Source organism: Herbaspirillum seropedicae, assembly GCF_001040945.1.
Taxonomy (GTDB): Bacteria; Pseudomonadota; Gammaproteobacteria; order Burkholderiales; family Burkholderiaceae_D; genus Herbaspirillum; species Herbaspirillum seropedicae.
In genome coordinates, this window is the sequence record NZ_CP011930.1 from 3,855,515 (window position 1) to 3,878,109 (window position 22,595).

Here is a 22,595-nt window from a genome sequence, read left to right on the forward strand (position 1 = left end):
GCGCAGATGCGCGATATTGTGCTCCAGAAGCCATGACGGATTGGTTACAATCCCCGCATGCTTTCCGAATTCGAACTCATCGCGCGCTACTTCAGCCGCCCGCCCGCTCCCGACAGCCGCACTGCGCTTGGCGTGGGGGACGACTGCGCGTTGATGACGCCAGCGCCGGGGATGCAATTGGCCATCTCCAGCGACATGCTGGTCTGCGGTCGCCATTTCCTGCCTGACGCCGATCCCTTCACGCTGGGCCACAAGTGCCTGGCCGTCAACCTGTCGGACCTGGCCGCCATGGGCGCGCAGCCGATCGCCTTCACGCTGGCGCTGGCGCTGCCGGAAGCCCGCGCCGACTGGCTGGAACCCTTTTCGCGCGGCATGCTGGCGCTGGCCGATGCGCATGGCTGCGAACTGATCGGCGGCGACACCACCAAGGGACCGCTGACCATCAGCATCACCATCTTTGGCGAAGTCCCGCCGCAGCAGGCCCTGCGCCGCGATGCCGCGCGCGCCGGCGATGATCTCTGGGTCTCAGGCACGCTGGGCGATGCGCGCCTGGCCCTGGCCGCCTATCGCCAGGAATGCTCGCTCAACGCCGAGGAACTGGCGCTGGCCGCGCCGCGCATGCATGCGCCCACCCCGCGGGTAGCGCTGGGCCTGGCCCTGCGCGGCATCGCCCACGCCGCCATCGACATTTCCGACGGCCTGGCCGGCGACCTCGGCCATCTCCTGCAGCGCTCGCACGTCGGCGCCACGCTGGACGTGGACGCACTGCCCGCCGGCGCAGCGCTGCAACAGCGCGACCTGCACCTGCGCCGCCGCTTCACCCTCTCCGGCGGCGATGACTATGAACTCTGCTTCAGCGCCCCGGTGCGCCAGCGCGACGCCGTCTACAAGGCAGCCCAGGCCGCCGGCACCGCCGTCACCCGCGTCGGCAGCATCGACGCCGCCCCCGGGCTGCGCCTGCTGGACGCCTCCGGCGAAGCCCTGCAGGAGACGCCGGATTCCTTCGACCATTTCCGTTCATGAACCAAGCTTCCACGCCCTTCCCGCCGCCGCCCGCCGCCCCCAGAAAACGCAAGCCCACACCGCATTTCATGCTGGCCCATCCGGCCCACTGGATCGCCCAGGGCTTTGGTAGCGGCCTCTCGCCCATCATGCCCGGCACCGCCGGCACGCTCTTCGCCTGGCTCTCCTATGCCGTGCTCAGCACCCGCTGGCCGCAGGTGTTCACCGCCGCCAACTGGCTGGTCATCATCGCCGCCGGCTTCATCATCGGCATCTGGGCCTGCCAGCGCACCGGGCAGGCGCTGAACTCGCCCGACGACGGCAGCATGGTCTGGGATGAGATCATCGCCTTCTGGCTGGTGCTGGTGCTGGTCACGCCGGCCAGCCTGAAGACGCAGTTCGCCGCCTTCGTGGTGTTCCGCTTCTTCGACATGGTCAAGCCGCCGCCGATCGCCTGGTTCGACCGCCGCCTCAAGGGCGGCTTCGGCGTGATGTGGGATGACATCGTGGCGGCCTTCTATACCCTGCTGGTGTTTGCGTTCTGGCGCACTTACTGGTGATGTGAAGTGAACAATCATCCTCTGTCCGATACAAGAAATCCTGACATGGGAGTATGCTAGCGTCGTTGATCAACCGACCGCGACCCGGCCCGCTACCGATACCGGGATCGCGGCACAGCTGAGGATGAGACTCATGGACAGCACCTTAGACCTAGCCACCCGCGTCGGCCAGACGCTCAAAGCCAAAGGCCTGCTCCTGGCCACTGCCGAGTCCTGCACCGGCGGCGGCATCGCCCACGCCATCACCGAAATCGCCGGATCGTCGGAATGGTTCGACTGCGGTTTCGTGACCTACTCGAACGCTTCCAAGAATGAATTGCTGGACATCTCCGAAGCCCTGATCGCCCAGCACGGCGCGGTCAGCGAAGAGATCGCCGGGGCCATGGCCGAAGGCGCCGTTGCCAACAGCAGTTCGGACGTGGCCGTATCGACCACCGGCATCGCCGGCCCCGGCGGCGCGGTGCCGGGCAAACCGGTCGGCACCGTCTGCTTCGGCTGGCGCGTGGGTGACAAGACCTATACAGAACGGCTGGTCTTCAAGGGCGACCGCCAACAGGTGCGCGCCCAGACGGTGGAGCACAGCCTCAAGGGTCTGCTCAAGCTGCTGGCCGACTGAAGCGGCATCGCCCCGCTCAAGACAAAGGCGGCGCTCCGCACGGAGACGCCGCCTTTTTCATGCATGCGCAGGCCGATTCGGATGCAGATCAGCGGAAGCGGTTGATGGCGTCGCGCGTCTCGATGGCCACGCGGCGCGCCGCCGCAGCGAAGTCCTCGCCGGCCTGCGGCGTGGCGTAGAGGATGGCGCGCGAGGAATTGATCATCATGCCGGTGCCGGCGGCGGTCTTGCCAGCGGTCACGGTGGCTTGCACATCCCCACCCTGCGCACCCACGCCCGGCACCAGCAGCGGCATGTCACCGATGATGGCGCGCACCTGGGCCAGCTCCTGCGGGAAGGTGGCGCCGACCACCAGACCACATTGACCGTTGGTATTCCACTTCTCGGCCACCAGGCGCGCCACATGCTGGTACAGTGGCTTGCCATCGACTTCCAGGAATTGCAGGTCGGAGCCGCCGGCGTTGGAGGTGCGACACAGCACGATGACGCCACGGTCCTTCCATTCCAGGTAGGGCGAGACCGAATCCCAGCCCATGTAGGGACTGACGGTGACGACGTCGGCGTCGTAGCGCTCGAAGGCTTCGCGCGCGTACTGCTCGGCGGTGGCGCCGATGTCGCCGCGCTTGGCGTCCAGCACCAGGGGGATGTCAGGGTAATTGCTGCGCAGATAGGCGCAGATGCGTTCCAGTTGTTCTTCCGCGCCCAGCGCGGCGAAATAGGCGATCTGCGGCTTGAAGGCGCAGGCGGCTTCGGCGGTGGCATCGATGATGGCGCGGCAGAATTCGAAGATCGCGTCAGGCTTGCCCTGCAGCTCGGCCGGGAATTTCTTGAGGTCGGGATCCAGGCCGACGCACAGCAGGGAATTGCGCGAGGTCCACGCAGCGTTGAGTTTCTCGATGAATGTCACGGTGATGCCTTTAACTGAAAGATGCGCTATTGTAGCGCGCCGGCCTGCCCCAATCTCGTTTTTTGACTGATGTTCCGCGGTTTTCACAGAACATCGGGCACTTCATGCAGGTATTCTGGTCTCATGCGCTCCCTTTGCTTCACTTTTTGCTACGAGGAATGACAAAATGAAAAAACTCTTCGCCTGGCTGGCCATCGCCCTCACGGCCCTCACCCTCTCCGGCTGCGGCTACAACGACTTCCAGGCCAAGGATGAAGCCACCAAGGCCGCCTGGGGCGAAGTGGTCAACCAGTACCAGCGCCGCGCCGACCTGATCCCCAATCTGGTCAACACCGTCAAGGGCTATGCCGCCCACGAGAAGGACACCCTGGAAGCCGTCACCCGCGCCCGCGCCGCGGCCACCAGCTTCCAGATCACCCCGGAAGTGCTCAACGACCCCAAGGCCTTCGCCAGATTCCAGGAAGTGCAGGGCCAGTTGTCCTCGGCGCTGTCGCGCCTGATGGCCGTCTCCGAGAACTACCCGCAGCTCAAGGCCGACACCAGCTTCCGCGACCTGCAATCGCAGCTGGAAGGCACCGAGAACCGCATCACGGTGGCCCGCCAGCGCTACATCGCCGCCGTCCGGGACTACAACATCCTGGCGCGCAGCTTCCCCACCAATCTCACGGCCAAGCTGTTCAACTATGAAGTGAAGCCCTCCTTCACGGTGGAAAACGAAAAAGCCATCTCGACCGCCCCCACGGTCAACTTCGGCAAGTAAGCCGGGAGTTCGGACTTGGCCATGCGCAAGTTGCTCCTGAGCTGCTGGCTGCTGGCGTGGCTGGCCCTGGCCGGCCCGGCCCGCGCCGATGACGGCCTGGTGCCGGTGCCGCCGCTGTCGGGGCATGTGATCGACCAGGTCCACCTGCTGCAAGCACAGCAACGCCAGGCGCTCGAAGGCGTGCTCACCGAGATCGAGCAGCGCACCGGCAGCCAGATCGGCGTGCTGCTGATGTCGTCCACCGCCCCCGAAGCCATCGAGCAATACAGCATCCGCGTGGCCGACGCCTGGAAGCTGGGCCGCAAGGGCATCGATGACGGCGTGATCCTGATCGTCGCCAAGGACAATCCCAAGTCCCTGCGCCGCCTGCGCATCGAAGCCGGACGCGGCGTGCAGGGCAGCCTGACGGACGCGCAATCCAAGCGCATCCTGGAAGACGTGATCGCCCCGCACTTCCGGCAGAACGACTTCTATGGCGGCCTGGCCGCCGGCGTGACGGCCATCACCACCCTGCTGGAGCAGGAAAAGCTGCCACCGTCCAAGCGCCAGGCCAGTACGGCACAGCCCAGCGATGGCGGTGGCTGGATCACCTTGCTGGTGATCGGGCTGTTCCTGGTGGTGTTCTTCAGCGTGCTGCTCAAGTCCCGACGCGGCAGCCGCAACAATCTCAATGACAATGACTGGGGACGCGGCCGCAGCACCACCGCAGGCGTCATCATCGGCAGCATCCTGGATGAAGCCGCCCGCCAGGCCAGCTCCGGACGCGGCTGGCCGCGCTCAGGTGGTGGCGGTGGCTTCGGCGGCTCGTCGGGAGGCGGGTTTTCCGGCGGTGGCGGCAGCTTTGATGGCGGCGGCGCCTCGGGAGACTGGTGACATGCCTCACAACAATACCTCCCCTTCCCTGCCTGCACGCCTGCTGCACCACCTGCGCATGACCCGGGCGGCAGCACGGCGGGCATTTCCGTCCACCACGCTCAAAGCCATCCAGGCCAGCATCGGCGCAGGCGAGCGGGAGCATCGCGCCCAGGTGCGCGTGATCGTCGAAGCGGCGCTGTCACTGGGCGCCGTGCGACGCGGCGACAGCGCCCGGCAGCGCGCGCATGAATTGTTTTCGCATTACCGCATCTGGGATACCGAAGAAAACTGCGGCGTCCTGGTCTACATCAACCTGGCGGACCGCAAGGTGGAGATCGTGGCGGATCGCGGAGTCAATGCCCGTGTCACGCGGGAGCAATGGCAGCAAGTCTGCCGCGCGATGACAGCCGGCTATGCCCAGGGTGAATATGAAGCCAGCACACTGCAGGCGCTGGCGAGCCTGCACGAGATCCTGAGGAAGGTCTTGCCGCGGGAACCGGATGCCGCCGGCGATATGCACAACGAACTCTCCGACAAACCCTTGTTGCTCTGACGCGATGAAGATGCTCTTCTGGCTATTAGCGCTGGTCGCGCTGTTCTTCATCCTGCGACTGATCCTGCGCCGCTCGACGCGGCCGCAGCAGCACGCCCTGCTGCCGGCGCGTTATCGCCCGCCCTCCTACTACAACAGTGTCAGGTACTCCAGCCCCGGTGTAGCCGGCGGCAATGGCGCCGCCTGGGCCGGCGATGCCAGCAACGGCTCCGACGGCACTGCCGATGGCGGCAGCAGTGGAGACTGTGGCGGAGGAGATGGCGGCGGTGGCGGCGATGGCGGTGGCGGCGGCTGCGATTGAAGCCGCCGGCCTGCTGATCAACCGTTCTCGTAGACCCACTGCAACAAGGCATCCTGCGCCTTCTGCCCATTGGGCGCAGCGGGATGATTGATCAGGAACACCACCACATAGGTCTTGCCCGAAGCCGCCTGCACATAGCCTGCGATGGAGCGCACGTCATTGAGCGTGCCGGTCTTGATGTGCGCCTGCCCGGCCACGCCCTGGGTCTTCAGGCGGCGGCGCATGGTGCCGTCATAGCCGACCAGCGGCAGCGAGGAAACGAATTCCGGCATCAGCGGCGAGCGCCAGGCCTGCAGCAGCACATTGGCCAGCAAGCCAGGCGTGACGCGCTCGATGCGCGACAGCCCGGCGCCGTTCTCGATGGCCAGGCCATTGGTATCGATGCCCTTGTCGCCGAGCCAGCCACGCACCGCGCGCGCAGCATTGACCGGGTCGCCAGGCTGGCCGGTCATCTCCGCCCCCAGGGTGAGCAGGACCTGACGCGCCATCACGTTGTTGCTGTACTTGTTGATGTCGCGAATCACCTCGGGCAGCGCGGGCGACTGCACCTCCACCATCATCCGCGCCGACGGTGTGACCTGCCCATCGAGCACGCGACCTGCAAAGCGGCCGCCGAGATCGGCCCACATCTGCGCAAAGCTCGCCCCCACATACTGCACATTGCTCATGCGATAGGGATGCACATACCACACGCGCGCGCCGCAATCGGCGGAATAACTGCCGCTGAAGGTGGCGCCGCTGGCGTCGTTATTGAGCATGAGCTTGCCCTGCCAGTCGCCGCAAGGCTCCTGCGACAGGCGCGGCGGCGTGATGGTGAAACCGGCCATGGGCGGGTCCATGCTCACCGAGACCGTACCACTGGCCGCATCCGGCTCGAAGCGGAAGGCCTGGGTGCGATAGTTCAGCAGCAGCGCGTCGGGACCAGCGTTATAGGGCTTTTGCGGATCGCCGTCGAACTGCGCCGGATCATAGCTGGACGGCGCAAAATAGCTGCGGTCCAGCACCAGGTTGCCGCGGATATCCTGGATGCCGCGCGCGCGCAACTGGCGCAACAGCAGCCAGAAATTCTCCAGCACCAGCTTGGGATCGCCGCCGCCCTTGAGGATCAGGTCGCCATTGAGCACGCCCCCGGACAAGGTCCCGTCGATATAGGCCTGGGTCTTCCAGGTAAAGGTCGGCCCCAGCATTTCGAGGGCGGCGTCGGTGGTCACCAGCTTCATCACCGAGGCCGGGTTGAAAGGCTGGCCGATGTTGTTGGAGACCAGCACGCGCTTGCTGCCCTCGGTATCGATCACCAGCACGCCGGTATTCTGTTGCGGGATATGCGCCACCCGCAGCGCGCCGACCACCGCAGGCGGCAGGCTCTGGGCGGCGGCATGGCCCATGGGCAACAACAACACCGCCAGCAGGGGCAGGCAAGACAGACGGGAACGAGGAAGGCGAACAGGGAGGCGCAGCACAGGACGAAGCATGATGGAACCTGGAATGAGGGTCCATCATTATAGGGGAAGCCGTCTGCGCCTTGCCCGGGGGAGCCCGACGCCGACCGCTTGCGCCAGGTCAGGAATGATCACTTGCGGACATGAGCATGTCACTGCGATATGCGACAATCTTCGCCTACTGTCAGGGAGGCCCCATCCCGACGGCGAACAGGACCCAAGAAAAATACCACCATGCCCTCCAGTTCCCCTCCGTCGCACAAGACCGCGCCGCTGCATGAGCGGCTGGCGCTCTGGCGCGAGCTGCTCAATCCGCTGGCGCTGTTCAGCCAGCGTCCCGGCCACCCCGACGATCCGCCACCGGAGGCACTTATCGGCAAGGGCGTGCGTTTCGTCAAACGCATCTATCTGTTGCGCACCATCGGGCTGGGCGTGGGATTCTTCTGCGTCGCGGCGGCTTTCGTGCAGCAGCCGGTGGCCTGGCCGCTGTGGGCGCTGCTGGTCTTCCATGGCTATCTGTGGCCGCAGGTGGCGCGCGCATGGGCGCTCGCAAGCCGCATTCCCTACCGCGCCGAACGCCGCAACCTGGTGATCGACGCCGCCTTCGGCGGCTTCTGGATTGCCGCCATGCAAGGCAATCTGGTGCCCAGCGCCGTCATCCTCAGCATGTTGTCGATGGACAATATCGCCGCCGGCGGTCTGCGCCTCTTCATGCGCGGTCTGTACGCCAGCATCGCCGCCTGCGCGCTGGGCTGGTGGCTGCTGGATGCGCACTGGTCGCCGCAATCGGACCTGCCCACCATCCTGGCCTGCCTGCCGATGATGGCGCTCTATCCACTGGCGCTGGGCAAATCCACTTACGAAATGTCCAAGAAACTGGCCGAGCGCTCGCGCCAGTTCGAGGTCGTCAGCCAGATGGATGGCCTGACCCACCTGTTCAACCGCCGCTACTGGGAGAGCCTGCTCATCGAGGAATTCAGCCAACGCCGCAAGGCGCCTGGCGCACAGCAGAAAGAGTCCTTCCTGCTGCTGCTCGACCTGGACCATTTCAAGCGCATCAACGATACCCATGGCCACCTGGTAGGCGATGAAGTGTTGCGCAACTTTGCCCAGCTGCTGCGCATCCATCTACGTAAAGAAGACCTGATCGGGCGGTATGGCGGCGAGGAATTCGTGGTCATCCTGCGCAACATCGCCCATGCCGACGCGCTGCATCTATCGCAGCGCCTGGTCGAGCGGGCGCGTGCCAGCCAGGACGGCGTCAATAAGCTATACGGTTGCACCGTCAGCGCCGGACTGGTCCCCTTCACCTCTGACATGGAGGCGCATTTCGTCTGGCTGCAGCGCGCCGACCATGCGATGTACTGCGCCAAGGCAAATGGCCGCGACCGGCTGGTGGTCTGGGAAGCTACGCTGGTCCGCAACGCCGAGCCGGCAACGGTATGCTGAATCCTGCGGACGCAAAAAAGACCGATGTCTTCGGGGCCGCCACGAGACCACTGTGAAGACATCGGCCTAGGGAAATCAAGGGCGGGGCGATCGGCAGACCAGATAGGCTAGGTTCCTTGGAAAAATGCCTGTGCCGATGCCCGGCCACTGCCGCAACGAGCGGCAAAGCGGGCTGCGAAAAGCCCGCTAGATTAGCACTGGCAGTGCCTCCAGTACTAAAAGCGCGAGCAGTGCGCCAAACACTGCGCCCACTGCCCTCAAACTGGTACGCACCAGCCGCGACGCCACCGGCACCTCGCCACAGAGCAACAGCCCCGCCAGCGCCATGGGAAGGAAGAACATCAGATTGTTCATGATGAGGTTGGGCATGATGCGTCTCCTTGTCGAGTTTTTATGATGCTGACCTGACTCTTGCGGGGCTTGCCTCAATCTGAGTATAGGCCGCACACCATAGAAGACAAGAGCAACACTCCCAGAATCGGTGCTGCACAGCAGCGTGGACGCGGGCTTCGCGCCGGGATGAAGCATAAGACGTCAGATCAGCGCTTGTTGCAGATGCACAAATTTTCGGCATCCGGTGGTGAATTGCCTTGACCCATTTTTCTGCCCGGGCGTAGAATTCGCCCGTTCTCATTTTCTGGAGTCCCTCTCATGGGCACTTGTTCGGGTGACAGTTGTTGCCGGTTAATGACCGGTTAAGCCTCGGCAAGGATTTCAGCAGGACTTCTTCCTGTCGTCATCTTGCACAAGGCAGATGACGGCATCTCATGTCGGCAGCGCACGGCCTTTATCCTGGCCGCGATCACGAATCAGCAGCGCCGCTGACAACGATATTCCCTCACAACGACAGATCGACGATCGACCGCCGCAGACACGGCGTCAGCACGCATGCCGCATCACGACCGCCCTGCCCGCCTTCGCGCCGGCAGCCGATCGTCTGATGCCGGCTGGCGTATTGGCGCAGCATTTTCCGCATGGCCAGCCGCCATGCGGCAGCACGTCTGCCTGCGCCATCAGGCGCCGATGACAGGGGCTCCGCTCAACCAGGCGGAGGCTGCAATGCGACAGACATATCCATCATGAACACGCGAAGACCCAGCGCGCCGCATCCGGCCGCCCGTTCTTAGCGGGGGCCGGCCACGGCGCTGACCCCGATGCCGGCCCGCACCCTGCTGGCCGACGCGATGCAAACCGCTTCGTCCCCGGGACGAAGACCAACAAGAAAAGAAGCACGCCATGAATCTGAACCTGCTGAAAGAAACCTTTGTCAGCTTCATCCGCGCACGCGGTATGGATCGCCACTTCCGCCGCCTGGGCATGGACATGTTCCGCAGCGCCCCGGTCACCAAGGAAGTCCCGCAAACCCTGGCCGAGCAGCTGAGCGACGCCTCCCGCAGCCACGTCCAGGACCTGCTGCAACGCCTGCATTCGCGCCCCGATGGCCTGACCGAATCGGAAGCCGACGCCATCCGCGCACACAGCGGCCCCAACGAAGTCGAGCACGAGAAGCCGCTGACCTGGTACGTCCACCTGTGGCACTGCTACAAGAACCCCTTCAACCTGCTGCTGACCCTGCTGGCCGCCGTGTCCTTCTATACCGAGGACATGAAGGCCGCCATCGTCATCGGCACCATGGTGGTAGTTTCCACGCTGCTGCGCTTCGTCCAGGAAGCCCGCTCCAACACCGCCGCCGACAAGCTCAAGGCCATGGTCAGCAATACCGCGACCGTGATGCGCCATGACCAGGTCGAAGAGATCGCCGCCGAAGCCCAGCGCTACTTCGACGTCACCCTGCACCCCAAGGGCGCGCGCCGCGTCGAAGTGCCGATCCGTCAGTTGGTGCCGGGCGATATCGTGCTGCTCTCCGCTGGCGACATGATCCCCGCCGACCTGCGCCTGTTGGCGGCCAAGGACCTGTTCGTGAGCCAGGCCGCCATGACCGGCGAATCGCTGCCGGTAGAGAAATTCGTCACCCCCAGCAACCTCAATACCAGCAGCCCACTGGAGTTGGACAACCTTTGCTTCATGGGCACCAACGTGGTCAGCGGCTCGGCCACGGGCGTGGTGCTGACCACCGGCAAGCGCACCTACTTCGGCGCCCTGGCCGAGCGCGTCACCGCCACCGACCGCACCCCGACCGCCTTCCAGGCCGGCGTGAACAAGGTCAGCTGGCTGCTGATCCGCTTCATGCTGGTGATGACGCCGGTGGTGTTCTTCATCAACGGTTTTACCAAGGGTGACTGGGTCGAGGCCTTCCTGTTCGGCCTCTCGGTGGCCGTCGGCCTGACACCCGAGATGCTGCCCATGATCGTCACCTCGACCCTGGCCAAGGGCGCAGTGGCGCTCTCGCGCAAGAAGGTGATCGTCAAGCGGCTGGACGCCATCCAGAACTTCGGCGCCATGGACGTGCTGTGCACCGACAAGACCGGCACGCTCACCCAGGACAAGATCTTCCTGGAGCGCCATACCGACATCCACGGCGAGCCCGACGACGAAGTGCTGCAATACGCCTACCTCAACAGCTACTACCAGACCGGCCTGAAGAACCTGCTGGACGTGGCCGTGCTGGAACACGCCGAACTGCAGCGCGAGATGTCCATCGCCTCGGCCTATCGCAAGGTCGATGAAATCCCCTTCGACTTCCAGCGCCGCCGCATGTCGGTGGTAGTGTCCGAGCGCGAAGATCACCACGAACTGATCTGCAAGGGCGCAGTGGAAGAGATCGTCTCGGTCTGCTCGCGCGCCCGCGTCAATGGCGAAGTGGTGCCGATGACGCCGGCCCTGCTGGAAGAAATCCGCGCCACCACCGGCAGCCTCAACGCCGAAGGCCTGCGCGTGGTCGGCGTGGCCGCCAAGGACCTGCCGCCGACCAAGGAGGTCTATAGCCTGGCCGATGAATCGGATCTCGTGCTGATCGGTTACATCGCCTTCCTCGATCCTCCCAAGGAATCGACCGCCCCCGCCCTGGCCGCGCTGCGCGCACATGGCGTGAAGGTCAAGATCCTGACCGGCGACAACGAACTGGTCACCGCCAAGATCTGCCGCGAAGTCGGGCTGGAGGTCAAGGGCATGCTGCTGGGTTCCTACGTCGAGAAGATGAGCGACGCCGAACTGTCGGAAGCGGTGGAAACCGTGACCGTCTTCGCCAAGCTCTCGCCCGCCCACAAGGAACGCATCGTGCGCGTGCTGCATGACCGTGGCCACGTGGTCGGCTTCATGGGCGACGGCATCAACGACGCCCCGGCCCTGCGCGCCGCCGACATCGGCATCTCGGTCGATACCGCCGTGGATATCGCCAAGGAAGCGGCCGACCTGATCCTGCTGGAGAAGAGCCTGATGGTGCTGGAAGAAGGTGTGCTGGAAGGCCGCAAGACCTTCGCCAACATGCTGAAATACATCAAGATGACGGCCAGCTCCAACTTCGGCAATGTCTTCTCGGTACTGATCGCCAGCGCCTTCCTGCCCTTCCTGCCGATGCTGCCCTTGCATCTGCTGGTGCAGAACCTGCTGTATGACGTCTCGCAGATCTCGATTCCCTTCGACAACGTCGACAAGGAATTCCTGGAAAAGCCGCAGCGCTGGGATGCCGGTGACATCGGCCGCTTCATGGTCTTCTTCGGACCGATCAGCTCGATCTTCGACATCACGACCTTTGCGCTGATGTGGTTCATCTTCGGCGCCAGTTCACCGGAACATCAAACCCTGTTCCAGTCCGGCTGGTTCATCGAAGGGCTGCTGTCGCAGACGCTGATCGTGCACATGATCCGCACCCGCCGCATACCCTTCTTCCAGAGCCGCGCCTCGTGGCCGCTGATGGGGATGACGCTGATCATCATGGCCATCGGCATTGCGATCCCGATGACGCCGCTGGCGCATTACTTCAAGCTGGAGGCGCTGCCGCTGTCCTACTTCCCGTGGCTGGTAGGAATTCTGGTGGCGTATGCGGTGCTCATTCAGGGGATGAAGGGGTGGTATGCCAAGCGGTATGGGTGGCAGTGAGCGTTAGCGTTAGCGTACAAGCCCCGCAAGTCAATCAGCTTGGTCAAGCTGATCAAGTAAGAAATGAAAATGCCTGCTCTTGGGAGCAGGCATTTTTTTACTTGTGCCATTCGTCGCGCGATCCTTGTGAGGCAGGAGCCGGACTGACTGCAACGCTATCCATTAAGTACGTTTCTATTCACCTTCAAAGGATCTATCGTAACCATCCAGTTGCAAAGCACGCGCCTTGGTCAGCTCCATCCAATACGAAGTTGCGGTCAGTTGAAATATCGTTCCCTGCTGTGCAGCGACGATTCTAGAGATGACCTCGCCATCGGCATCTCTGAATTTGATCCATGCTCTTTGAGAAGCGCGCAGGACTTCCTGCTGCGCAGCCGGTAGCCGGCTCATCAGATGCAGGTATGACTTATTCAATTCCTTATCCCACATCTGTCTCGCCTGATTCGTGGCCTCTCTCATGCCGACGGTAGAAGAGTCCTTTTCGATAGCACGCTGGAGCCAGATATCAATTGGATGCGCTTTCTCTTGCGCAAAACTGGTCGCACACACTGAAAACAGAAGCAAGATCGAAAACTTCTTCATCACTTCAAACATATCTATTCCTATCAATACGAGCGCAAATTTGGCCGCTCCACAAGGAACGCCGGAATGCCCTGAGTGGGGAAAGAAGCAGCCTGCACTTCGTCCATCAGGCTGGCACACACCGGATCGCCCGTCTCCCCTAACGGCGGCAGTATCCGCGCTCGATCAATCACGAACGTCATCCGATGGTGTTGACGACATTACCACTGGCGTCACGGATAAACGTCTTCTGCACAAGCCAGGAAACATTGGGCAGTTGAGCCAACTGATAGCTGCCCGCCCGCGCAAGCAGTGTGTGCGCGAAGTCTTGCGCGCACGCAGAGGTCATTGTGATCACCACACGTTGATCGTAGGTGGCCACCCCACACGTCTCTCCAGGCTCGAACTGAAGCCGCCAATCGCGTCCTGCCAGCGTAAAGGGTCTTCCGAAAGGAATCCGCAGCGGCAGCAGCTTGCACAGTTCACCTGCCTGGCGAGCGCCCAGGGTCACCTCAGTGAGAGGCGAACGCAGCAGGCGCCTGCGCTGCGCGATGCCCAAGACATCCGTGTACATGAATCCGCTACTGGAGCCGTCACGCTCCATGCCCGCATTCACCTGGCTGGCCAACGCCGGATCATCCAGCAATGAGCCACGATCCAGGTCCGTAATCCACAATGGCATATGGGGCAGCAGCGCATCCAGGAGATCTTGCGGCGACCATTGTTTTGCTGCGTGCTCTTCTTCCAGGGTGAGGCCGACTACCTGGATAAATCGCAGGTGGCCATTGGGGGTGTCCAGCGCTGGCAGCTCCGGATCACTGGTCATCGCCATGGAGCAGATTCGGGTATCCGTGTCGAGTGCAATCGGACCGTTGGCGGACATCCATTGACCTGGCCTGAAGACATTACCCGTGCTGAAGACATAGCGCGCCAGATTCTGCAGCAACGAAAACACCCAGCTTGGTGGCTCTGTGCTTCCCGGGGCTGCCTGCAAGCGGAAAGTCAGCTCAAAGCCGTAGCCGCTCTCTTCCTGGTCCTCCTGCTCTTTATCGTATAGTTCCGAAAAACCATAGGTCACATAGTGCCAATGCGGCACCGGATGGGAACGGTAATAGACGCTGATGCCATCCAGGGGATCCGGCCCGCCTAGGCGATGCTTGATCAGCGTGCCCATGTGCAGGGGAACCTGGTCCCCATAGAGCGCTGCAAGACTGGCATCGATAGCCGACCAGCCCACGGCATCGACATCGACATCGACATCATCTTGCGAATTGGAAGAATTGAAAGAGTTAGTTTTCTGATCCGTCACAGTCACTCCATTCGATTGCCGATCTGCAAAGATTTTATAGGGAGCGGTGAGCAAAACACCGCATAGCCACAGCATGGACAGGTAAACATAACTTCGGATCTCTCCAATCGTGCTAACGCAGGCCTCGGTTTCTACCCATCACCCCAAAAGACGCTTCTGAAAACGTTTCATCGCATCAGCAAAAACATCGGTCTGATCCAGAGCCCGGGCCAGCACCAGAGCCCCCTGAATCCCTCCCACAACTTCCTCGGCCAGCATCCTGGCTTCCTTCGGTTTGCGCCCCGTCCGCACCAGTGCGGACGCGAGCGCGTCGATCCAGGCGGTAAAGTAATCGCGGACCATCACGGCAAATCGATCGCGCTCGTTGCCCAGCGCGAATACACCCACCAGGCAAACCCGCTGCCCGGAAAGGAAATAGCGGCTCACATCGTCGAACATGGCCTTGATCCCTGCCTCGGCGTCCTCATGCTCAGCGAGCGATTCAAACACATGCCGCCTGAACCACGCATCCACGTGGCCCAGCACGGCCTGCGCCATTTCCTCTTTGCCGCCAGGGAAAAAGTGATAGATGCTGCCCCGGCCAAGCTTGGTGCCTTCGCTGATGCGCGCCAGACTCGCACCCTCGAAACCATAGGTGCGAAATACCTCCGCCAGCAGGGGGATCACATCTTCCTTTTCCGCAATGACTCTAGCCATTCCTCTTCCTTAGATACCGAAATCGCTCAACCCCGGATGATCGGCTGGGCGTGGGCCGCTATTGTCCCACAGGAATTTGCGTTCTTCCGGCTTGATCGGATGCTCGTTGATGCAGGCGTGACGGTGGTGCATCAGGCCCTGCTCGTCGAATTCCCAGTTCTCGTTGCCATAGGCGCGGTACCACTGGCCGGAATCATCATGGTACTCGTAGGCGAAACGCACGGCGATGCGCGCGCCGTCAAAGGCCCACAGCTCCTTGACCAGGCGGTAATCCAGCTCGCGCGTCCATTTGCGCTTGAGCAAGGCGGTGATGGCTTCGCGGCCCTGGGCGAACTCGGCGCGATTGCGCCACCAGCTGTCTTCGGTATAGGCCAGCGCGACTTTTTCGGCATCGCGGGTATTCCAGCCATTCTCGGCAAGACGGACTTTTTCGATGGCGGTTTCACGTGTGAACGGCGGAAGTGGCGGACGGATCGACATGGTTTTTCTCCTTGAATGTACTGAACAACACACAATGTACTGTTCGGTACAGACAATATAGACCGGTCACCTTGGCTTGGCAAGCTATTTATGGAGACATGTCCTATCCGCAACACTCGTCGGGAGGGCTGGTCGGGGCTGCAACAGCGAGGGATAGAGCTGGCTCCAATGCAAAAAGCCCGCTCCAGGGAGCAGGCTTTCAAGGGGAAGATCTATACAAGGGATGGATAGGAACTGGTCAACGCGACCTGCGGACCAAGCGAAACCAGGACGGTGGAGAACCTTACGGTTTGCTATCGGTCTTTGGAAAGTCAAGCATGCCATTGCTTTCCTCTCTTTGATCAGGAGCCGCCGATGTCCACCCTCAATGTCGTTCCCGACAGCCCTGCCGCTACGCCGTACTTGGCCAAGGCGCGCTATCTCATCGTGGCGGGATGGGTGCTGTTCATGATCTCGCTGGGTCTGCCTTTGCAGAACAATGATCTGGGATACGTGGCCTTGCTCTATTCATTCGTCTTTCTGACGTCCATCGTCGAGCGACCGGACCCGCAACTGATCTGGATGGGCAGTTACGCGCTGGTCAACACCGGCCTGATCGCCTCCCTCTTCATGACCAGGAAGGGACGCCTGATCAGCCATCCGGGATGCTCCCTCTTCTTCGCGCTGGCGGCCCTGGACACCTTCTTCGCCCCGCTATTCGCCAAGGAATTCAGCCAGTACCCGGCATTCTGGTGCTGGTCCGCTTCGGCGATCCTGGTCGCTGCGGGAATGAATCTGGCCCGTCTGCGCCAGCAGGATCATCTGGGCGCGCGCCACTAGGTCTGGCGCTTGCATGGGCGGCGATGTCAGGCGAGGGCCGGCTAGCGCCGTGGCAACCTCACCGTCACCATCGTCTGCAACTGATCGTCAGAGCTCATGCTGATACTGCCGCCATGCGCCTTGACGATCTGCTGCGCAATGAACAGCCCCAGTCCCAGCCCTTCCTTGCGGCCAGCCTCGCGCTCGCCGCCACGGAAGGGATCGAAGATCACCGGCAACAGATCCGCCGGAATCACGCCCCGGTTGGCGATGACCATCACGACCTCATGCTCGCTGCGGCCATCGATGCCGATGCAGATCGGATGCCCCGGCTCGCCGTGTTGCAAGGCATTGCCCAGCAGGTTGGCGGCAACCTGGGCCAGGCGGTCGCCGTCCCAGTAGCCGTTGTCGTCACCTTCGATGCGGCGCTCGATGACGCTGCCGGGATAGGTGGCCTGGTATTCCTGCACGACCCGTTCGGTGATCTCGCCCAGGCAGGCGCTGGCGCGCGCCAGCGGAATGCCACCGGCCAGGCGGGCGCGGGCCAGGTCGAGCATGTTCTCGATCAGCTTGGCCATGCGCTTGCCGCCATTGAGGATCTGTTGCGAGGCTTTCTGCGCCACTTCTTCCTTGTAGGTCCGCTGCAGCAGCGTGGCGGCCATCATCACGGCGCTTAAAGGGTTGCGCAGGTCGTGGCCGAGGATGGCGACGAACATTTCGTTCAGGCGCAGTGTCTCGGTGCGTTCGCGCAACTCCAGCGCCAGTTGCTGCTTCTGGCGATACAGCTGGAAGAAGACCTCGGCCTTGTTGCGCAGGATGTGCGGCTCGATGGGCTTGTAGAGGAAATCCACCGCCCCGCTCTCGTAGCCCTTGAACAGGCGGCGCTCGTCGCGCACGCCGGCGGTGACGAAGATCAGGGGCACGTTGCGGGTGCGCTCGCTGCCACGGATCAGCTCGGCCAGTTCGAAGCCGTCCATGTCGGGCATCTGCACATCGATGAAGGCCAGCGCCACCTCGTGCACCAGCAACAGTTCCAGCGCTTCCAGGCCCGAGCGGGCCAGCAGCAGTTCGACATCGTCGCGTTGCAGCAGCGCCGACAGGGCCAGCAAATTTTCGTCGAGATCATCGACCAGCAGGAATTTCACCCGTGGCAGGTCTCTGTCCTTATGTTGTTCTGTCACCTGCGTTCCTTTTCTTGGGCAAGCCCGCTTGCGCCCAGGGTGCGCAGCAGATCGGCGATCTGCTGCAGCGTGAGCACGTAATCGATGTTTCCCATGGCCAGCGCCTGCGCCGGCATGTACGGCACCTGCGCCTGCTGCGGACTCTGCACCACCGTCACGCCACCGGCGCGGGCGATGGCCTGCATGCCGGCTGCACCGTCATGGTTGCCGCCGGTGAGCAGGATGCCCAGCAGGCGCGGTCCATAGACATCGGCAGCGGACTCGAACAGCACATCGATGGCCGGTCGCGAGTAGTTGACCAGTTCGTCATTGGACATGGCCAGGATGGGTCCGTCCTCGCTGCGGTCGACCAGCAGATGATAGTCGGGCGGCGCGAAATGGATCACCCCGGCCTGGGCCGGCTCCTTGTCCTGGGCTTCCACCACCGGTTGGCGGCAACGGTCGGCAAAGATCTGCGCCAGGAGGCTGGGCCGCTCGCGCGGCAGATGCAGCACCACCATGGTCGCCACTGCGGCGCCACGCCGCAGCGCCGGCAGGATCTCCGACAAGGCTTCCACGCCGCCTGCCGAGGCGCCGATGACGATGGCCTCGATGGGGCGCGCAGCCAGCTCGGGCAGGGGCAGCTCGCTCACAGGTCTCCCTTCTTCTGGAAGATGCGGTCTTCCCGCACCACTTCTTCAAAGGCCACGGCGTGACTGGAAAAACGCAGCGACTCCTTGGAACCCAGTCCCAGGAAGCCCTTGCGCACCAGCGACTCGCGAAACAGGCCCAGCGCGCGCTCCTGCAACTGCCGGTTGAAATAGATCAGCACATTGCGGCAGGAGACCAGGTGCATTTCGGCGAAGACGCTGTCGGTGGCCAGGCTGTGATCGGAGAACACCACGTTCTTGCGCAGGGACTTGTCAAACACGACCGCACCATAAGCGGCCGTATAGTAATCCGAAAGTGAAGTTCTTGCCCCTGATTTCTGGTGATTATTGGTAAAGCCAGCAATACGCTCCAGGTCATAGACCCCGGCCTCGGCCTTCTTCAATGCACTCTGGTTGATGTCGGTGGCGTAGATGATGCTGCGTTCCAGCAGTCCCTCTTCACGCAGCAGGATGGCCAGGGAATAGACTTCCTCGCCACTGCTGCAGCCGGCCACCCAGATCTTGAGCGAGGGATAGGTGCGCAACAACGGCACCACCTTCTCGCGCAGCGCCAGGAAGTAGCTGGGGTCGCGGAACATCTCGCTGACCTGCACCGTCAGGTATTCCATGAGCAGCGGGAATACCGCGGCATCATGCAGCACGCGGTCCTGCAGCTGCGACAGGGTCTGGCAGTCGAAGCGGATCATGGCCGTGGCCAGGCGGCGCTTCAAGGAAGCACCGGCATAGCCGCGGAAATCACAGTGATACTTCAGATAGATGGCGTCCAGCAGCAACTGCATCTCGATATCGAAATGCCGGTTGGCCAGGGCCTGGTTTATTTGGGCATCCATACACGTACCAGCGACAACAGTTTTTCCACGTCCAGGGGCTTGGCGATATAGTCATTGGCGCCAGCGGCCAGGCATTTCTCCTGGTCGTCCTTCATCGCCTTGGCGGTCAGGGCGATGATGGGCAGGCGCTTCCACACGGCCTGCTTGCGGATCTCGCGCATGGCGGTCAGGCCATCCATCTCCGGCATCATGATATCCATGAGCACCAGGTCGATGGGCGCATCGGGCTTGTCCTGGCTGCGTTGCAGGGCTTGCAGCGCCTCGCGGCCATTGCGGGCGATCTCGACCTTCATGCCCTTGGGCTCCAGCACCGAGGAGAGCGCAAAGATATTGCGCACATCGTCTTCCACCACCAGGATGCGACGGCCTTCGAAGACCGTCTCGCGGTCGCGCGCGACCTTGAGCATGCGTTGGCTCTCGGCCGGCAGCGTGGTCTCGACCTGGTGCAGGAACAACGTGACTTCGTCAAGCAGGCGCTCAGGCGAGCGCGCATCCTTGATGATGATGGAGCGCGAGAAGCGGCGCAGGTTCTGCTCTTCCTCGGCCGACAGCGAGCGGCCGGTATAGACGATCACCGGCGGGAAGGCCACGTGCTCCTGCTCGGCCATCTTTTCCAGCAACTGGTAGCCGGACAGGTCGGGCAGGTTCAGGTCCATCACCATGCAATCGAAGGTGTTCTGGCGCAGCCGGGCCAGCGCGTCGGCGGCGGTGCGCACGCCGACCAGGTTGATGTTCTCGCCGGCCAGCAGTTGGCGGATGCTGTCGAGCTGGCGGGCGTCGTCCTCGACCACCAGCACATGGCGCAAGCCCTGCAGGAACTTGGCTTCGAGCTTGCGGATCGCGCCAATCAGTTCTTCGCGCTGCACCGGTTTCAGGGCATAGCCGATGGCGCCGCGCTCCATGGCTTCATGCGAATAATCAGCCACCGAGACCACGTGCACCGGGATGTGGCGGGTCTTGGGATTGCGCTTGATCTGGTCCAGCACGCCCAGGCCGGAGAAGTCGGGCAGGTTCATGTCCATCAGGATGGCGCTGGGGCGATACATCTCGGCGGCGGCCACGCCCTCGTTGGCCGAATGCGTGACCACGCACTGGAAGCCCATCTCGCGGGCCAGGTCGCGCAGGATCATGGCGAAGGCGGCATCGTCCTCGATCACCAGGATCAGGCGCGAGGAAGTCTCGATGCGGTCGCGGTCATCATCGATGGAAATCTCTTGCAGGCGCTGCGGCGCGGCGGCCGCCGGGGTGCGGTTGATGCGCACGTCGGGGGCGGTGGCCACGTGCGCGGCCTGCAGGGTCGAGGCCGCCGCTGCGGCTGCCGGCGTGGGCTCCGGGGCGGTGTTGCTGACGGCCTGCTCGCTGCTGTAGAGCGGCGGCAGGGACAGGGTGAAGATGCTGCCCTCGCCCAGGCGGCTGGTGACGCGGATGTCGCCGCCCAGCAGATGGGCCAGGTCGCGCGAGATCGACAGGCCCAGGCCGGTGCCGCCGTATTTGCGATGCGTGCTGCCATCGGCCTGGCGGAAGGCTTCGAAGATGAACTGGTGCTGGTCTTCGCCGATGCCGATGCCGGTGTCGCGCACTGCGAAGGCGATGCGCCCGCCTGCATCGGGATAGATGCGCAGGCTGACTTCCCCCTTCTCGGTGAACTTGATGGCGTTGGAAAGCAGGTTCTTGAGGATCTGGCCCAGGCGCTGGATGTCGGTTTCCATGCGCTGCGGCACGCCCGGCTCCACTTCCACCTTGAAGCCCAGCCCCTTCTGCTGGGCCGTGATGGCGAAGCTGGCGCTGAGCTCGTCGGCCAGCTTGGTCAGGGGGAAGGATTCAGGGACGATGTCCAGCTTGCCGGCCTCCATCTTGGAGAGGTCCAGGATATCGTTGATCAGCGCCAGCAGGTCGTTACCCGCCGAAGAAATGGTCTGGGCGAAGCGCACCTGCTCATCAGAAAGGTTGCCTTGCTTGTTGTCGGCCAGCAGCTTGGCCAGGATCAGGGTGGAGTTGAGCGGCGTGCGCAGTTCATGGCTCATGTTGGCCAGGAATTCGCTCTTGTACTGGTTGGCGCGCTCCAGCTCAGTGGCCTTTTCCACCAGCACCACCTGGGTCTTGGCCAGGTCGTCCTTCTGCAGTTCCAGCAATTGCGTCTGTTCTTCCAGCTGGGCATTGGTTTCTTCCAGCTCGGCCTGCTGGGTCTCCAGGCGCAGCTGCGAGGCCTTCAGTGCCTGGCCCTGCTCTTCCAGCTCTTCGTTGTTGACGCGCAGCTCTTCCTGCTGGGCCTGCAATTCCTCGGACTGGCGCTGGGTTTCTTCCAGCAGTTCTTCCAGGCGGGTGCGGTCCTTGGAGGAACGCACGGCGATGGCGATCTGGTCCGACAGGCGCGCCAGCAATTCCTCTTCTTCCGGTCGCACCTGGCGCAGGAAGCCCAGCTCGAACACCGCCTGGACCATGCCGTCGGCGCTGGCCGGCACCACCATCAGCTCACGCGGCTGGCGGCGGCCCACGGCCGACGAGATGGTGAGGTAATCCTCGGGCACGTCCTTGACGTGCATGGCGCGGTTGAGCTTGGCGGCCTGACCCAGCAGGCCCTGGCCGCTGTGCAGGGTGCGCGGGCCGTCGGCGTCGTCCAGGGCATGGCTGGCAAAGCGCTCGAAGTCGCCGCCATCGCTGCGCAGGTAGATCGCGCCGACCTGGGCGTTGAGATAGGCGGTGAGGAAGGACAGGGTATTGTCGCCCAGCGCATCGAGCCGTTGCTCGCCTTGCAGGCGCTCGGCCAGGCCCATCTGGCCGGCCCTTATCCAGGCCTGTTTCTCACGCTGGCGGTAGTCGCGCGAGGTGGTCATCGCTGCGGCCACGATGAGCACCAGCAGCAGCCCCGAGCCGCCCCAGGCGACCGCCGTGGAAAAACTCACCGCATCGCGCCAGTCAGACTGACGGGCGGCCAGCAGGTCGCGTTCTTCTCCTTCCATCTCGCGCGCCAGGGTGCGCACGCGGTCCATGGACATCTTGCCGCGATCTGACTGCACCACCGCCAGGGCGGCGGCGGCATCGCCCTTGCGGCGCAGGTCGATGGTCTCGGCGAGTTCCTGCAGCTTGTCGTTGGTGATGCCTTCGATCTGCGACAGGCGCTGCAACTGGTCCGGGTTGTCGGCCAGCAGTGCACGCAGACGGGCGATCTCGCCAGGCAGCGCCGCGCGCGCCTGGTTATAGGGAGACAGATAGCTCTCGGTGCCGGTCAGCAGGTAGCCGCGCTGGCTGGTCTCGGCATCCTTGAGGGTGGACACCAGGGACTGCAACTGCTCGCGCACCTTCATGGTATGGGACACGGCATTGGCCGCCTGGCCCCGGCTGACCGAGGCTTCATAGGTAAACAGGGCGATGAGGACCACCGCCAGGATGGCGACGGCAAAGCCGATCAGCGGCCCCAGCGGCAGCGGCGGACCGGAAAAGGCGCCCTTGCCCTGGCGCTTCAACATGGCAATACGTTCTTCTGCTTGGCTGGAATAAACCCGCACGGCGCGCTCCATTGTTCGAATCGTTAGTCGAGCTGCGGGGGCTCTGCGTCCCCCTCCCCTTGTATTGCTGCCAGGAAAGCCGGGATTATACGTCCGGTCCTGGACTTGCACAGAAACCTCGCGTGGCGGCTCCGGTTTCCAAA

Annotated in this window: 21 protein-coding genes; 10 read left to right on the forward strand and 11 right to left on the reverse strand. The window is 63.2% G+C overall.

Features of this window, described 5'->3' with window-relative positions; all coding sequences use genetic code 11:
- The first annotated feature begins 57 nt into the window (after positions 1-57).
- From thiL to ACP92_RS16810, 3 genes are all read left to right on the forward strand, one after another.
- A complete protein-coding gene (thiL, locus tag ACP92_RS16800; protein WP_013235307.1) occupies positions 58-1,023 on the forward strand; it encodes a thiamine-phosphate kinase in 966 nt (321 codons plus the stop codon).
- Complete coding sequence (locus tag ACP92_RS16805) at positions 1,020-1,562, forward strand: phosphatidylglycerophosphatase A family protein (RefSeq protein WP_013235308.1); 543 nt, start codon at positions 1,020-1,022, stop codon at positions 1,560-1,562. The genes thiL and ACP92_RS16805 overlap by 4 nt, the downstream gene beginning before the upstream one ends.
- Before the next feature lie 133 nt (positions 1,563-1,695).
- The gene (locus ACP92_RS16810; RefSeq protein WP_013235309.1) at positions 1,696-2,178 is read left to right on the forward strand and encodes a CinA family protein; all 483 of its coding nucleotides are present in this window, start codon (positions 1,696-1,698) and stop codon (positions 2,176-2,178) included.
- Positions 2,179-2,266: 88 nt separating this feature from the next.
- Here ACP92_RS16810 and pyrF read toward each other — a convergent pair whose 3' ends face one another.
- Positions 2,267-3,085 (reverse strand): orotidine-5'-phosphate decarboxylase, encoded by an 819-nt coding sequence (gene pyrF, locus ACP92_RS16815; protein ID WP_013235310.1) that lies wholly within the window; start codon positions 3,083-3,085, stop codon positions 2,267-2,269.
- A 166-nt stretch (positions 3,086-3,251) separates the two neighbouring features.
- Between pyrF and ACP92_RS16820 the strand changes: the two genes are divergently transcribed.
- The 4 genes from ACP92_RS16820 to ACP92_RS16835 are packed head-to-tail and all read left to right on the forward strand — an operon-like array spanning position 3,252 to position 5,554.
- The gene (locus ACP92_RS16820) at positions 3,252-3,845 is read left to right on the forward strand and encodes a LemA family protein (protein ID WP_013235311.1); all 594 of its coding nucleotides are present in this window, start codon (positions 3,252-3,254) and stop codon (positions 3,843-3,845) included.
- Positions 3,846-3,866: 21 nt separating this feature from the next.
- Positions 3,867-4,718, forward strand: coding sequence for a TPM domain-containing protein (locus ACP92_RS16825; RefSeq protein WP_013235312.1), 852 nt, complete (start codon positions 3,867-3,869; stop codon positions 4,716-4,718).
- A gap of 1 nt (position 4,719) precedes the next feature.
- Positions 4,720-5,253 (forward strand): TPM domain-containing protein, encoded by a 534-nt coding sequence (locus tag ACP92_RS16830; protein WP_013235313.1) that lies wholly within the window; start codon positions 4,720-4,722, stop codon positions 5,251-5,253.
- A gap of 4 nt (positions 5,254-5,257) precedes the next feature.
- On the forward strand, positions 5,258-5,554 hold the full coding sequence (locus ACP92_RS16835) for a hypothetical protein (RefSeq protein WP_049788077.1): 297 nt from the start codon (positions 5,258-5,260) through the stop codon (positions 5,552-5,554).
- A gap of 17 nt (positions 5,555-5,571) precedes the next feature.
- Here the strand turns inward: ACP92_RS16835 and dacB are convergent, their stop codons facing one another.
- Positions 5,572-7,026 (reverse strand): D-alanyl-D-alanine carboxypeptidase/D-alanyl-D-alanine endopeptidase, encoded by a 1,455-nt coding sequence (dacB, locus tag ACP92_RS16840; RefSeq protein ID WP_013235314.1) that lies wholly within the window; start codon positions 7,024-7,026, stop codon positions 5,572-5,574.
- A gap of 201 nt (positions 7,027-7,227) precedes the next feature.
- Between dacB and ACP92_RS16845 the strand changes: the two genes are divergently transcribed.
- A complete protein-coding gene (locus ACP92_RS16845; protein ID WP_081441915.1) occupies positions 7,228-8,442 on the forward strand; it encodes a diguanylate cyclase in 1,215 nt (404 codons plus the stop codon).
- A 186-nt stretch (positions 8,443-8,628) separates the two neighbouring features.
- On the opposite strand, the gene ACP92_RS16850 is transcribed toward ACP92_RS16845, so the two are convergent.
- Positions 8,629-8,811, reverse strand: coding sequence for a hypothetical protein (locus tag ACP92_RS16850; RefSeq protein WP_041311042.1), 183 nt, complete (start codon positions 8,809-8,811; stop codon positions 8,629-8,631).
- An 867-nt stretch (positions 8,812-9,678) separates the two neighbouring features.
- Between ACP92_RS16850 and mgtA the strand changes: the two genes are divergently transcribed.
- Positions 9,679-12,441, forward strand: a complete 2,763-nt coding sequence (mgtA, locus tag ACP92_RS16855; protein WP_013235317.1) for a magnesium-translocating P-type ATPase — start codon at positions 9,679-9,681, stop codon at positions 12,439-12,441.
- 174 nt (positions 12,442-12,615) lie between these two features.
- Here mgtA and ACP92_RS16860 read toward each other — a convergent pair whose 3' ends face one another.
- The 4 genes from ACP92_RS16860 to ACP92_RS16875 form a co-directional block, all read right to left on the reverse strand.
- Positions 12,616-13,035, reverse strand: coding sequence for a lysozyme inhibitor LprI family protein (locus ACP92_RS16860; protein WP_013235318.1), 420 nt, complete (start codon positions 13,033-13,035; stop codon positions 12,616-12,618).
- A gap of 166 nt (positions 13,036-13,201) precedes the next feature.
- The gene (locus tag ACP92_RS16865; RefSeq protein WP_240727253.1) at positions 13,202-14,311 is read right to left on the reverse strand and encodes a suppressor of fused domain protein; all 1,110 of its coding nucleotides are present in this window, start codon (positions 14,309-14,311) and stop codon (positions 13,202-13,204) included.
- A gap of 138 nt (positions 14,312-14,449) precedes the next feature.
- Positions 14,450-15,007 carry a TetR/AcrR family transcriptional regulator gene (locus ACP92_RS16870; RefSeq protein WP_013235320.1) on the reverse strand — a complete coding sequence of 186 codons (558 nt, stop codon included), beginning with the start codon at positions 15,005-15,007 and terminating at the stop codon, positions 14,450-14,452.
- A gap of 9 nt (positions 15,008-15,016) precedes the next feature.
- Positions 15,017-15,487: a nuclear transport factor 2 family protein gene (locus ACP92_RS16875; protein ID WP_013235321.1), complete on the reverse strand. Its 471-nt coding sequence runs from the start codon at positions 15,485-15,487 to the stop codon at positions 15,017-15,019.
- A gap of 354 nt (positions 15,488-15,841) precedes the next feature.
- Between ACP92_RS16875 and ACP92_RS16880 the strand changes: the two genes are divergently transcribed.
- Entirely contained in the window at positions 15,842-16,306 is a 465-nt protein-coding gene (locus tag ACP92_RS16880) for a hypothetical protein (protein WP_041311045.1), read from the forward strand.
- A 41-nt stretch (positions 16,307-16,347) separates the two neighbouring features.
- On the opposite strand, the gene ACP92_RS16885 is transcribed toward ACP92_RS16880, so the two are convergent.
- Genes ACP92_RS16885 through ACP92_RS16900 form a run of 4 tightly spaced genes read right to left on the reverse strand, consistent with a single transcriptional unit; the run spans position 16,348 to position 22,413 of the window.
- A complete protein-coding gene (locus tag ACP92_RS16885) occupies positions 16,348-17,466 on the reverse strand; it encodes a hybrid sensor histidine kinase/response regulator (RefSeq protein WP_013235322.1) in 1,119 nt (372 codons plus the stop codon).
- Entirely contained in the window at positions 17,463-18,098 is a 636-nt protein-coding gene (locus ACP92_RS16890; RefSeq protein WP_013235323.1) for a chemotaxis protein CheB, read from the reverse strand. Before ACP92_RS16890 ends, ACP92_RS16885 begins: the two co-directional genes overlap by 4 nt.
- Positions 18,095-18,946, reverse strand: a complete 852-nt coding sequence (locus ACP92_RS16895; protein ID WP_013235324.1) for a CheR family methyltransferase — start codon at positions 18,944-18,946, stop codon at positions 18,095-18,097. Before ACP92_RS16895 ends, ACP92_RS16890 begins: the two co-directional genes overlap by 4 nt.
- The gene (locus tag ACP92_RS16900; RefSeq protein WP_013235325.1) at positions 18,931-22,413 is read right to left on the reverse strand and encodes a response regulator; all 3,483 of its coding nucleotides are present in this window, start codon (positions 22,411-22,413) and stop codon (positions 18,931-18,933) included. The genes ACP92_RS16895 and ACP92_RS16900 overlap by 16 nt, the downstream gene beginning before the upstream one ends.
- Between the last annotated feature and the right edge of the window lie 182 nt (positions 22,414-22,595).

Excerpts from the sequence above, each read along its gene's own strand:
- ACP92_RS16830 (WP_013235313.1), top strand. The coding sequence starts at position 4,720 with ATGCCTCACAACAATACCTCCCCTTCCCTGCCTGCACGCCTGCTGCAC.
- ACP92_RS16810 (WP_013235309.1), top strand. The coding sequence starts at position 1,696 with ATGGACAGCACCTTAGACCTAGCCACCCGCGTCGGCCAGACGCTCAAA.
- ACP92_RS16805 (WP_013235308.1), top strand. The coding sequence starts at position 1,020 with ATGAACCAAGCTTCCACGCCCTTCCCGCCGCCGCCCGCCGCCCCCAGA.
- thiL (WP_013235307.1), top strand. The coding sequence starts at position 58 with ATGCTTTCCGAATTCGAACTCATCGCGCGCTACTTCAGCCGCCCGCCC.
- ACP92_RS16835 (WP_049788077.1), top strand. The coding sequence starts at position 5,258 with ATGAAGATGCTCTTCTGGCTATTAGCGCTGGTCGCGCTGTTCTTCATC.
- ACP92_RS16895 (WP_013235324.1), bottom strand. The coding sequence starts at position 18,946 with ATGGATGCCCAAATAAACCAGGCCCTGGCCAACCGGCATTTCGATATC.
- ACP92_RS16900 (WP_013235325.1), bottom strand. The coding sequence starts at position 22,413 with ATGTTGAAGCGCCAGGGCAAGGGCGCCTTTTCCGGTCCGCCGCTGCCG.
- ACP92_RS16860 (WP_013235318.1), bottom strand. The coding sequence starts at position 13,035 with ATGTTTGAAGTGATGAAGAAGTTTTCGATCTTGCTTCTGTTTTCAGTG.
- ACP92_RS16825 (WP_013235312.1), top strand. The coding sequence starts at position 3,867 with ATGCGCAAGTTGCTCCTGAGCTGCTGGCTGCTGGCGTGGCTGGCCCTG.
- ACP92_RS16820 (WP_013235311.1), top strand. The coding sequence starts at position 3,252 with ATGAAAAAACTCTTCGCCTGGCTGGCCATCGCCCTCACGGCCCTCACC.
- ACP92_RS16850 (WP_041311042.1), bottom strand. The coding sequence starts at position 8,811 with ATGCCCAACCTCATCATGAACAATCTGATGTTCTTCCTTCCCATGGCG.
- dacB (WP_013235314.1), bottom strand. The coding sequence starts at position 7,026 with ATGCTTCGTCCTGTGCTGCGCCTCCCTGTTCGCCTTCCTCGTTCCCGT.
- ACP92_RS16845 (WP_081441915.1), top strand. The coding sequence starts at position 7,228 with ATGCCCTCCAGTTCCCCTCCGTCGCACAAGACCGCGCCGCTGCATGAG.
- ACP92_RS16880 (WP_041311045.1), top strand. The coding sequence starts at position 15,842 with ATGTCCACCCTCAATGTCGTTCCCGACAGCCCTGCCGCTACGCCGTAC.
- ACP92_RS16870 (WP_013235320.1), bottom strand. The coding sequence starts at position 15,007 with ATGGCTAGAGTCATTGCGGAAAAGGAAGATGTGATCCCCCTGCTGGCG.
- ACP92_RS16875 (WP_013235321.1), bottom strand. The coding sequence starts at position 15,487 with ATGTCGATCCGTCCGCCACTTCCGCCGTTCACACGTGAAACCGCCATC.
- mgtA (WP_013235317.1), top strand. The coding sequence starts at position 9,679 with ATGAATCTGAACCTGCTGAAAGAAACCTTTGTCAGCTTCATCCGCGCA.